At 74.6% G+C, this 11,252-nt stretch carries 7 protein-coding genes; 2 read left to right on the top strand and 5 right to left on the bottom strand.

Annotation, left to right across the window (positions count from 1 at the left end; translation table 11 throughout):
* Nucleotides 1–4: 4 nt before the first annotated feature.
* From IE295_RS05545 to IE295_RS05560, 4 genes are read right to left on the bottom strand one after another with little or no spacing between them, the layout of a single operon-like run.
* The gene (locus IE295_RS05545; RefSeq protein WP_190062260.1) at nucleotides 5–2,773 is read right to left on the bottom strand and encodes a hypothetical protein; all 2,769 of its coding nucleotides are present in this window, start codon (nucleotides 2,771–2,773) and stop codon (nucleotides 5–7) included.
* Nucleotides 2,770–3,912, bottom strand: coding sequence for a hypothetical protein (locus IE295_RS05550; protein ID WP_190062261.1), 1,143 nt, complete (start codon nucleotides 3,910–3,912; stop codon nucleotides 2,770–2,772). Before IE295_RS05550 ends, IE295_RS05545 begins: the two co-directional genes overlap by 4 nt.
* A complete protein-coding gene (locus IE295_RS05555) occupies nucleotides 3,909–4,910 on the bottom strand; it encodes an AAA family ATPase (protein WP_190062262.1) in 1,002 nt (333 codons plus the stop codon). Before IE295_RS05555 ends, IE295_RS05550 begins: the two co-directional genes overlap by 4 nt.
* Complete coding sequence (locus IE295_RS05560; RefSeq protein WP_190062263.1) at nucleotides 4,907–7,714, bottom strand: NACHT domain-containing protein; 2,808 nt, start codon at nucleotides 7,712–7,714, stop codon at nucleotides 4,907–4,909. Before IE295_RS05560 ends, IE295_RS05555 begins: the two co-directional genes overlap by 4 nt.
* Nucleotides 7,715–7,867: 153 nt before the next feature.
* Between IE295_RS05560 and IE295_RS05565 the strand changes: the two genes are divergently transcribed.
* Complete coding sequence (locus tag IE295_RS05565) at nucleotides 7,868–8,764, top strand: DUF4231 domain-containing protein (RefSeq protein ID WP_224323356.1); 897 nt, start codon at nucleotides 7,868–7,870, stop codon at nucleotides 8,762–8,764.
* Between the two features lie 54 nt (nucleotides 8,765–8,818).
* Here the strand turns inward: IE295_RS05565 and IE295_RS05570 are convergent, their stop codons facing one another.
* Entirely contained in the window at nucleotides 8,819–10,327 is a 1,509-nt protein-coding gene (locus tag IE295_RS05570; protein ID WP_190062264.1) for a M28 family metallopeptidase, read from the bottom strand.
* Nucleotides 10,328–10,560: 233 nt separating this feature from the next.
* Here IE295_RS05570 and IE295_RS05575 point away from each other — a divergent pair, with 233 nt between their 5' ends.
* Complete coding sequence (locus IE295_RS05575; protein ID WP_190062425.1) at nucleotides 10,561–11,238, top strand: CBS domain-containing protein; 678 nt, start codon at nucleotides 10,561–10,563, stop codon at nucleotides 11,236–11,238.
* Nucleotides 11,239–11,252 lie beyond the last annotated feature (14 nt).

Below are 11,252 nucleotides of genomic sequence, written 5' to 3' on the forward strand. Positions count from 1 at the left end.
GTGCTCACTCCCGCGCGTCGGACGCGCGGGCGCGCGGCGTGCCGGCGGTGGGCGGGGCCAAGGGCCCAGGGCGATCCGGTGGCAGCCACTGCAGCCACCGGACGCTGCAGGCCTCCACGGTGAGCGGTACGAGACTGTCGGCCGGGCACTCGGTCAGGGAGCCGTCCAGCAGGTCCAGCAGCTGCCCCGGCCCCTTTCCCAGGTCCGCCGCCCGCACCCATGTGGTCTCGGACCTCGCGGTGCCGTTGACCAGGCACAGCACTCTCTCGTCCCCGTGTTCGCGGACCAGCCCCGGTACGCTGGACGTTTCTGGATCCAGGAACCGGGCGCTTCCGTGGGTCAGCGCCAGGTGGTCGCGGCGCACGGACAGCATGCCGGCCACGGGTGCTTCCCACAGGACGTCGAGCGGCAGCATGGGACACCCGGGAAGACTGAGCAGCACGGCGGCCATGAAGCGCCGTAGCTCCTCGGAGAGCCCGTGGGTGGGCACTGGATAGCCCCATCGCACGTCCGGCCCCGCCGCCTTCAGCAGGGACAGGGCGTCGGTCGGCCGCAGAGTGTCCGGTGCGCTCATGTTGAACTCGTTGGTCCACAGCAGGAACGGGTGGGTGAAGGCGGGCGAGGCCACCACGTGACATGACCTTTCGGCGGAAGAGGACAGGGCCGCCACGGACATGAATTCGAGCGTGTCCTCGACGCGCATCAGCACGCGTTCGTCGTAGCCGTCCACGAGGTGGCGCAGATCCGTCAGCAGTCCCGGAGGGACGCGGCGGCCGAGGACGCGCACGCCGTCCAGTCCGTGATCGAGCCACCGCCGGACGAAGTCGAGCACACCCGCCGCCGGAGGATCGCCGGGGCCGCTCGCGACGGCGGTCAGGTCGATGTCGGTGAGGATCCGCAGGCCGTGGCTGTGAGCCCGGGTCAGCAGAGGGGCCAGGTCCAGGATGCCTTCCCGGTCCGGCGGCGGAACCACGCCCGGTGCGCCGGGCGGCCCGTGGCCGTCGCCGGTGAGGAGGAAGGGCCCGACGGCGAGGCAGTCCACGCCGTGCTCCCGGGCCTCCTCCAGCCGGTCCGCCGGGTGCCGGGGCCCGGACTCCCCGGAGTCGTCGTCGCCGGACCACCGTGCCACCGCCACCACACAGCCACGCGCCCACGAGGCGAGGTCACCGGCCGCCGCCAAGCCCTCGGTGTCGGGCGTGACGAAGTAGCGGTCGCCGTCCTCGGTGGTCAGCGTCACGGGCCCGCCGCTCCCCGCGACGGTCCAGCCGCCGTCCGGGTGGGCGAAGACGCGATCGGCGCAGAAGCCCAGCCGGATCTCCCGGGGCACGCGCTCCCGGGCCGGGGGGATCGCCCAGTGGAGCAGGCGGGTGTCGCCCCCGACCGCCGCCACGGCCCGGCCGTCCGGGCTGAGAGCCAGCGAGGTGACCTGCCACGGGGCCCGTCCCACGAACAGCTGCGCGAGCGGGCCCGGGACCTCGTCGTCGCCCGCTTCCGTGCGGGCCCAGATCTCCCCCCGGTCGGTGGCCCAGACGGCCGGATCGGGATCGGGGTCGTTCGCCTGTTCGTACGTCAGGACGAGCTCCCCGCCCTCGGCCGGATAGCGGCAGCCGACCGCCGCACGGCCGGTCTGCTCCACGGGCACGTCTCTTCCCGTCGTCAGGTCGCGCTGCCGCACCGTGCCGTCCTCGATCCACGCGAGCAGCGAACCCCCGGGCGACAGTGCGAGGGACCCGCGGGAGGCGTCCGCCTCCGCGGGGACGCGACCGGCCGGCGCACCGTCGGGCCCGTGCAGCACGATCGTTCCCTCCGAGAGCAGTACCGCGCAGTGGACGGCCCCCGCACCGGGGGACACGGTCACCGCCACCTCCGCCGCGGTCCCCGGGTGGGCGAACGTCATCACCCGCCGTCCGTCCGGCCCGAGGCGCTCGACCACGGCGAAGCGCAGCCGCAGGCTCTGGTCCTCCCAGACCTCCAGCCGGACCGGCTCCGGCACCCTGGCGTGCCCGCTGACCACCTCCAGGCGCACCTTGCGGCCCCCGGAGGCGAGCACCGTCCGGGCGCCGGGGGCCGGCGGCCTGCTGAGCACCAGCCCGTCCGAGCGTGCCGACACACCGACCGGAACGGCGTGCCGCACCAGGGCGCGGGCCTCCTCGTCGGTGGCGGCGGGGCGGGGGAACGGATCCGGCGGGGGCTCCAGCCCCAGGCGCTCGCAGGACACGACCTGGATGCGCCGGGCGTCCTCGTGCCGCAACAGCCGGGGCGGCAGCCGGGACACGTAGTGCAGCGCCCAGCGGCCGAGCTCGTCCGCGGCCTCACCGGCCGTGCCGACCGCGGTCAGTACGCGGCGCAGCTGCCTGTCCACCTGCCCGGCCGGGGCGGCGTCGGGGAACACGTCGGCCCACAGCAGGTCCTCGAACCACCGGGTGACGGCGGGGGCCCCGGCATGGGCCTCGCGCGTGCAGTCCCACACCGCCTCGACGTGCTCGCGGGGCCGGCGGGCGAGCCGGCGCCGCAGGACGGTCGCGGCGGCGGGATCCAGCCGCAGGCTGTGCTCCCCGGCGGCCTCGACCAGGGGCGAGAACCACAACTCCGCCTCCAGGCCCGAGGACGACCGGGGCAGGAAGCGCAGCCGTACCCGCCGGAGCAGGGGTCGTTCCACGTCCGCCGCGAGGCAGAGGCACTCAGCGAGCCGTACGAGCTCGGGCCGCAGCCGTGCCAGTCGTTCGACGAAGGCGGTCATCTCCTCGTCGGGCGCTTCGGGATCCGTCGTCACAGGCCCTCCAGATGACGCCGGACCCCTGCCGTGGCCTCCTTGGCGTGCCGCAGGGAGATGCGCCGGTCGAGAGGGATGAAGGCCACCCTCGCGCGGAGGGCGGCAGGGTAGGCGGCGGGCTCGTAGGGCGTCAGGCACACCACGGGACAGCCGCTGTGCACCACGGTGTCGACGAAGTCCACCCACTCCCCGGGGCGGGCTGCCCACCTGCCGGCGAACGGCGGCCGCAGCCGGCCGAGATCGGACACCAGCACCACCGGAGTGCCCGGCGGCGGCGGCCGGTACTCCTGGAGGTCGAGCGGATCGCGCCGTACGACGCCGCGGCCGGGAACGCCCCGGAACCGCAGGACCTCGACCCGGTTCCGTCCCGCGACGCTGCCCAGCAACTCCCGCAGCCACAGCCGGTCGTCCTGGAACGGGGCCATGCCCGGGCCGTGGTCCAGCAACAGCTGTGCGCCGCGGCGAGTGGTCGGGCGGAGTCGCCGGGGCACGGCGCGGATCGCGTCGTGGCGCGAGACGCGGCACAGCAGGGCCCGCAGGTTCAGCTCCCGTCCGGCGACCGGGGTGGCCACGGCGGCGAACATGACGCCACGCGCCCAGTCCGGGGTCCACGGCGGCTCGTAGGCCGGCGTGCACGGGGCGGGGGCGAACCGCAGCAGGTCCGGTGAGGCCTCCGCCGCGGCCGCCGTGGAAGCGGCCCGTTCGGCGGCACGGCGAGGGCCGGCGGCGGACACGAGCGAAAAGTCCAGGCGCCGCTCGGCCAGCCGTACGGGCCGGCCGGGCGCGCCGCCCGGCGGGACGACGGCGCCGTCGTCGGGCGTTCCGTCGGCAGGGGGGTCTCCGGTGTCGTCCCCGGCGTCGGTGCACGCCGGAGGGGGGACGGTCGTCGGCACGGCCGTCGCTCCCAGCCCGGGCCGCACCGGGGCGAGCACGCCGCCGGCGGCCGAGGACTCCGGCGCGGGCGCCGTCCCCGGCAGCGGCTCCGGCAGGGCCCGCGTCCCGGGCGGGGTCCCGGGGGCCAGGTGGTGCTCTCCGCCCAGGAGAGCCGCCATGGCCGACGCCGTGTGCCCGTCCTCCGGGCGCAGCCCGGCCACGGCCCTGACGAGATCGCCCAGGCACACCTCCCCCCGCCCGCTCACGTACCGGGCTCCGCTCCCGCGCGCCCCTTGCGCAGCGCGACGCTCTCCAGGACGCGCCACGCCGCGGATCCGGGCAGGATGCGCAGTTGCTGGCTGGCCTTGAGGGCGTCGAGGTACTCCGCCGTGCCGGGACCGGCCGCGCGGTCCTCCAGCCCGGCCCGCAGGGTGAGGATGTGGTCGGCGACCAGCTCCGCCAGGTCCTCGTCGTAGCGGTCGCCGAGGTGGCCGCGGGCCACGCTCAGCAGGTGGTTCCTGGTGGGGGGGCTCAGCTTGAAGACGATGCAGCGGCGCAGGAACGGCCGGGGAAGCTCCCGCTCGTCGTTGGTGGTGATGACCACGAGCGGAGCGTGCTCCTCCTGCACCGCCACCAGCCCCACCGTGCCGGACTCCTCGCCGGCGTTCCAGGGCACGGGGAAGGAGAGGGAGCCGAGCGGGCCGAGCAGGCTGTTGGGCAGGTCGGGATCGGCCTTGTCGATCTCGTCGATGAGGACGACGGAACGGCGCCCGCTGCTGCCGTGTTCGAAGGCGCGCCAGAGCGGGCCCTTGGTGTAGTACGTCGCGATGTCGTCGTCGAGCGTGTGCGCCTGTGCGTCGTTGAGCCGCTTGAGGGCGTCGAAGCGCCAGAGGAGGTCCTCCGGCTCGGTGCGGGCCGTCACCACATGGGCGTAGTACGGCCAGCCGAGGATCCTGGCCACGTTGGGGGCGAGCGAGGACTTGCCGGATCCGGGCGGGCCGAACAGCAGCAGCGGACGGCCGGTCTTCAGCGCGACGTTGAGGGCGAGCACGAGGTCGGGGTCGTCGAAGACGTAGACCTCGTCGTCGGCGGCGTAGCGCTCGGTGCCGGCGGCGCCGTCGGCGTCCGCCGGGGGCGCCCCGTCCGGCGTGCCTCCCGCGGCCGGGCTCCTTTCGTGTACCTGGGGGTCGAACTCCTTCGTGTAGTGGAGTTCGGGGCCCTCCGTGGAGCCCTCGTGGCCCGGTGCTCGACGCTGGGAAGTCACGGGTCCTCATTCTGCAGGGTTCCGGCGCCCGGCGGGGTGGTGATGCCGGCACCGGCGAAAAGGGTGACGCCGGGTAACAGGGCCGCCAGCTCCCGCACTTCGGCGCAGTTCTCCTCGAGTCCGGGCAGGTAGACCGCCCGCAGCCAGCGCGACGCGGCCAGGGCGGCGCACGCGGCGGGCCCGGGGTACGGCGAGATCTCGAGGAAGACCACTCCCGTGCGGGCGACGGCGGACAGGTCCCGCAGGCCGGGGCAGCCGGACAGGACCAGCGTGCGCAGCCTGCGCAGCCCGGTGAGCACCTCGTCGAGGCGGGTGAGCGAGGCGTTGCCGCTGATCGTCAGGGTGTGGAGCCCCGGGAGGGAGCGCAGGGCCGAGAAGTCGGTCCTGTCGCCCCGGTAGGCGGCGTGCCGCGGCGGATCGGTCGTGCCGGCCGTCGTGGTCCAGGAGTCGACGGGCACCGTGGGCACGGTCGACGGGCCGGGGGTCCAGGAGGTCCCGGCCCGCGCCGTGCTCCGCGTCACCGGAGGAAAGCGGCGGACGAACAGCTCGGCGGCTTCTCCGCCGATGAGTTCGGCGGTGCGCACGACCATGGCGGCTTCGTGGCCGTAGGGGTCGATCGTCTCCGGACCGGGCAGCAGTTCCAGGACGAGCGGGCCGACCGCGGCGAGCGCGAGCGCGTCGGGGAACGTGCGGGGCGGCACGAGGGCCGCCGCTCGTCGCTCCACCCGGTGCCGGACCGCGGGGTCGAGCTCGACGGCGTGAGTCAGGGAGGCCGCCGCCAGGAGGTGCAGGCGTGCGCGGTGTTCCGGTGCGGCGTCGCCGCGGGCGACGAGGCGGGCGAGCAGCCCGGCCCGGAGCTGCGGCGGGGCGTGCCCGACCGCCAGGCGGACGACGTCCTGCCACTGCTCCTCGTGGGCGTTCCGGACCAGCATGCCGATGTCCTCGCCGTCGACGGCGGCCCGTGCGGCCAGGTAGTCCTGGAGCGTCCGGTGGACGAAGCCCACCGACTCCCCGTGCACGGTCAGCAGGCCCGTGCGGGCGATGAGGTGCCGCAGGACCTGGTCGGCACCGCCCGCCGGACCCAGGCGCGGCATGGCGGGCAGGACGCGTACGACAAGTGTGACGGCCTGCGCGGTACTGATCTCCGTCCGGCCGTTGCGCAGCATCCAGTAGGCGATGTGCTGCAGCACCTGCGCCTGCGCCTCGGGGGAGAGACGGACTCCCTCCGGCCTGCCGATGTCGCGCTCCTCGTCGCGGCGCGAGAGCAGCATGTCGAGGACGGCCCGGTAGAGCTCCATCCCGTGGGGAAGGTGACCGTGCCGGTGCATGTGGGTGGCGCAGATCAAGGTGCACATCAGGGGGTTGGTGGCCAGTCCGGTCAGCTCCCGCCGGGTGGCGAGGGCGACCGTGAGGGACTCCCGGAAGTCCTCGACGCGCACCCGGCCGAAGGAGTCCGGGACCTCCTGGCGGACCATGTCGAACCAGCGGTGGACGAACGCCTGGATGTCCTGCCGCGTCATGGGGGCCAGGGCGAGCTCCGTGAAGCCCTCCATGGCCAGCCACGCCTGGGCGACGGCGGACGGGCGGGCCGTGACGATCCACCGGTTCGCGGGAAAGGCGGCGATCAGGTCGGCCAGCCAGGCGCGGATCCTGGGCCGGTCGTCCGCCGGGGCCTCGTCGATGCCGTCGAGGAGCATCAGGCCCCGGCCGGCGCCCAGGACCCGGTGCGCCCACCCCGGCGGGGCCCCGCCGGCCAGCGGGGAGCGGGTCGCGTCCAGCAACTGGTCCGGCCGGGGCAGCGCCGGCTCCCGCACCAGGGACCGGACCGGCAGGAGGAAGGGCACCAGGTCGTGGAGAAAGGCCGGCGAGGAGGCCGGGTCCCGGCGCGCCGCCGCCACGGCCAGCCGCTGCAGCAGCGTGGTCTTGCCGGACCCGGCGCCACCGCGCAACAGGACCCGCTCCCGTCCGGCCAGCGCCTGTTCCACCGAGGTGCCCGCGTCGTCCTCGCCCTCGCTCCCGCCGGTGACGAGCAGCTCCTGGTAGGTCGCCTCCAGCGGCCAGGTGCCCGGCTCGCCGAAGAGGTCGAGGCCGGTGAGGGCGATCCGGTCGTAGCGGCCCGCGACGTATTCCGCGTACTTCCGTTCGAAGTCGGCGTCCGGGGCGGCGGCGGGCATCTGCCAGTCGGGCGGTACGGGGCAGCCGTGCTCCCGCAGGACGCCGACGAAGTCGCTGTCCGTGAAGAGCGCGCGGACCGGGGTGACCTCGATGCGCCGCGGCTTGGGGTTGCGGGCGGCGGTGATCACGCCGGCCAGGGCGATGCCGGTGAAGACGGCGGCACCGGCCCGTGCCACGGCGGCCGGCCGTCGGCCCGGGCCGCCGCCGTGTGACGTGGAGGTGTCGAGCAGCTCCAGCAGCAGGTACCTGGCCAGCGCACGCCCGACCTCGTAGGCCGCGGCCCCCGCGAGCCGCCGGGTGCCCGGCGCGCTGAGAAGTCCCTCCCGGCGGGTGAACGGCTCGGCCACCGAGCACCGCACCGTCGCCCCGGGGGCCAGGTCCGCCCACTCCACGGCGACGGGGCCGCTCCCGGGCTCCCGCAGCCGCAGCAGCGCCGCGTCCGCGGTCGGGTGGCGCCATACGACGTCGCAGTCGACGGGGTCGGCGGAATCCCCGGAAGTCACCGTGATGCGGTGGCCGTCGAGTGCGTGGGCCGCGGTGAGGACCAGCACGGGCGTCAGGAAGCAGCCGCCGAACTCGTGGCCACCGGCGACGACGGCCGCGGGGCGCGCGGTCTGGGGGTCGAGCATGGTCTCCTCCTGGTTCACGGGAGACCCCGCCGTCCCCGCCGGCCCGGCTCGGGCAGGCGTCCCCCGGCGCCTCACCGTACGCCACCCTTCCTCCCGAACTCCCTTGATGCGCAGATCCTTTGCCCATGCTCCGCGTTCCGTCACAATCGCATCGTGGACGAAGCGGGGGAGACGGCGGCCGCGGCGGCGGAGGCGTGGGACCGGCAGAGCGTGTGGTCCCAGGCGGCGAACCGGCTCAAGCGGACGATCGAGCGGGCGAGAACCGCGTCGTTGCTGCTGGGCATCGCCGGAGCGCTGCTCGGCACGGCCGCATCCCAGACGCTCGGTGAGAGGCCGTCGCTCGGCAGGGTACTGGCCTTTGTCGCGGCCGTCGCCGTCGGGCTGGTGCCCGTCGTCGGCCAGCGGGCCGGGCCGCAGGCGGTCCAGAGGTGGACCAGGGCGCGTTCGGCCGGCGAGGCGCTCAAGAACGAGGTGTACACCTGTCTGGCGGGGGTGGCGCCGTACCGGGGCGCCGGCGCCGGGCGGATGCTGCGGGAGCGTACGGACCGGGTGGACTCGGCCGCGGCGGACCTGCTGCCGCACACCCGTGGCATAAGGCCGGTGACCCGCGGGCTCCCGGCGGTCTCGGACGTCGACTCCTACGTCGCGCTGCGGGTGCGGCGGCAGATCGACGGCTACTACCGGCCCAAGGCCGAGGAGATGGGCCGCCGGGTGACGGCGGTGCGCCGCGTGGAGTTCGCCCTGGGGGCGGCGGGGGCGGTGCTCGGCGCGCTGGCGGGCGGGCTCGGGGCGGAGGGGGCCGCCGCCTGGGTGGCCGTCGTCGTCACCGTCGGGGCGGCGGTCAGCGCGCACGGCGTGGCGGCCAAGTACGCCTTCCAGGAGATGGAGTACGCGCGTACGGCGGACGAGCTGCGGCGCCTGGTGGCCCGCAGGGGCACGGGGGAGTGCGGGGGCGGCGGGCCGGCGGCGGACGACGCGTTCGTCGCCCGCTGCGAGCGGGTCATCTCGGTGCTCAACGACACCTGGATGATCAAGTGGACCACCGAGTAGCCGGCCCGCGCGCCGGGCGGGCCGGGAACTCCCGCCCGCCCGGCGCCGGTGGGGTCAGTCCTTGACCGGCTCGTCCAGCGAGCTCAGGTCGTGGGCGTAGACGCCGACCGCGTGGGCGATGACGTCGATGTTGGTGTCGAAGGCCTTGCGGTCGATGTTGTCGAGGGTGTCGCCGGCCTTGTGGTAGTTGCTGTCGTAGGCGACGCCCGCGGTGCCGCCGAACCGGGCGGCCTGCTCCTTGGTCTTGATGCCCTCGGCGCCGGTGAAGGTGCCGCCCGCCGGGATGCCGGTCTCGATGAACGGGCCGTAGTCGGAGCGGCCGTCGAAGTCCGTGCCCTCGTGGGGCGCGCCCTTGCGGTCCAGGAAGCCGTTGATCAGGCGCTCGATCTGCGCGGAGCCCTTCGGGCCGGGGCCCGAGCCCTTGTGGTCGGAGTCGTCGCCGTCGTAGACGAACTGCACCGGGTTGGGGGAGGCGATCATGTCGAAGTTCAGGTACAGCGCGATCTGCTTGCGCTGCTTCTCGCTCAGCTGCGCGACGTAGTGCTTCGAGCCCAGCAGGCCCCGCTCCTCGGCCGACCACCAGGCGAAGCGCACCTTGTTGGCGGGCTTCTGGCCGGGCTTGCGGGTCTCCTGCGCGAGCTTGAGCGCGACCTCGAGGAGGCCGGCCGAGCCGGAGCCGTTGTCGTTGATGCCCGGGCCCTCGGGCACCGAGTCGAGGTGGCTGCCGAGCGCCACGACGTGGTCGGCGCTGCCGCCCCGGGTCTCGGCGATCACGTTGCGGGTCCGGCGCTTGGACGCCTCGGTGGCGACGTCCAGGGAGACGGTCACCTCGCCCTTGGCGACCGCGGCGGCCAGGGCCTCGCCGTCGGCCAGGGAGACGCCGCCGGCCGGGATGTGGGCCTTGGCCGGGTCCTCGACCGTGCCGTGCACGGGAGCGGTGCCGGAGTGGTTGTAGAGGATCAGGCCGATCGCGCCCGCCTTGGCGGCGACCTCCTCCTTCTGCTGGAACGTGCAGCTGCCGCGCTTGACGAGGGCGATCCTGCCCTTGAAGTCGCCGGCGGCGTAGTCGTCCAGGCTGCAGCCGGGCGTGTCGTCGACGCGGGGCGCGGCGAGCGCGGCCTTCAGACCGCCCTGGGGCGAGGGCGCGCTGAAGTCGTAGGCGGCGACCTTGACCTCGCGCGGGTCGGGGGAGACCACGCTCAGCTTCTCGCGCAGCGTCTTGGACTCGTAGAAGTCGAAGTCCTGGTACGAGACGTCGTAGCCGGCCTTCTTCAGCAGGCGGTGGACGTACTCGGTGGACGCCTTGTGGCCGGCGGTGCCCGCGGCGCGGTTGCCGTCGTGGTCGTCGGCGATGTCCTGCAGCGCCTCGAGGTGGCGGTATGCGCTCTTCCCGGAGGAGGCCTTGACCAGCTTTTTCGCCAGGCGTTCGGCCTGTCTGTGCCGGTCGTCCGGGGACGGGGTCAGGGCGCCGGCGGGGGCGGCCGTGGCGGCGAGGAGCACGGGGGCGGCGACGGCGGTCGTGACGAGTGCCGATATCGCCCGGCGGCGGAGAAGCGCGCGCATGACGTCCTTTCGGAAAGCGGAATGCCACCGTCGGGCGGTGGCGTGGTGGAACCCGGTCGAACGGGACAGTAACCGAGGGAGCGCAAGGTGCGGCAGGGGTCGGCGACCCCCGATACAAGATCGCCACAGCCCGGTCATACGCCCGGCCGAGGGCAGGGCGTGCGCCGCGGCCGGCCCCGGGAGCCCTAGATTTGACGCGACGTCATCGCCATCCGCCGAGGGACCGGTACATGTTGCAGCACAGAAGCGTCGGAGACCTGATGACCCGTTCGGTCGTCCGGGTCCAGCGCGGCACCCAGTTCACGGAGATCGTGCACGTGCTCCACGAGCACGACATCACCGCGGTCCCGGTCGTGGACGCCGAGGACCGGCCGGTGGGCGTGGTCTCCGAGGCGGACCTGCTCGCCAAGGCGTCACGGCAGCCGGACTCCCCGCACTCCCCGGACCCACGCGTCCGCGCCAAGCACGAGGCGACCACGGCCGAGGGGCTGATGACCAGCCCGGCCGTCTGCGCCCGGCCGGAATGGAGCGTCGTGGAGGCCGCCCGCGCCATGGAGGAGCACCGCGTCAAGCGGCTGCCGGTGGTGGACGAGGACGGGCGCCTGGTCGGCCTCGTCAGCCGCGCCGACCTGCTGCGCGTCTTCCTGCGGACCGACCGCGCCATCCGGGAGGAGATCATCGAGGACGTGCTCGTGCGCACCCTGCGCGAGCGGCCCTCGGCCGTCGGCGTCGAGGTGAACCACGGGCAGGTGCGGCTCAGCGGCTCGGTGCGGCGCAAGAGCCTGCTGCCGGCCCTGGTGCAGCTGTGCCAGAGCGTCGACGGCGTCGTGAGCGTCGAGCACCAGCTGTCGGCCGAGACCGACGACACCGGCGGAGAGGGAAACGCGGGGGATCCCGGCCGGCCCCGCTGACCGGCGTCCTGCGC

The organism is Streptomyces griseocarneus, from assembly GCF_014655595.1.
Taxonomy (GTDB): Bacteria; Actinomycetota; Actinomycetes; order Streptomycetales; family Streptomycetaceae; genus Streptomyces; species Streptomyces griseocarneus.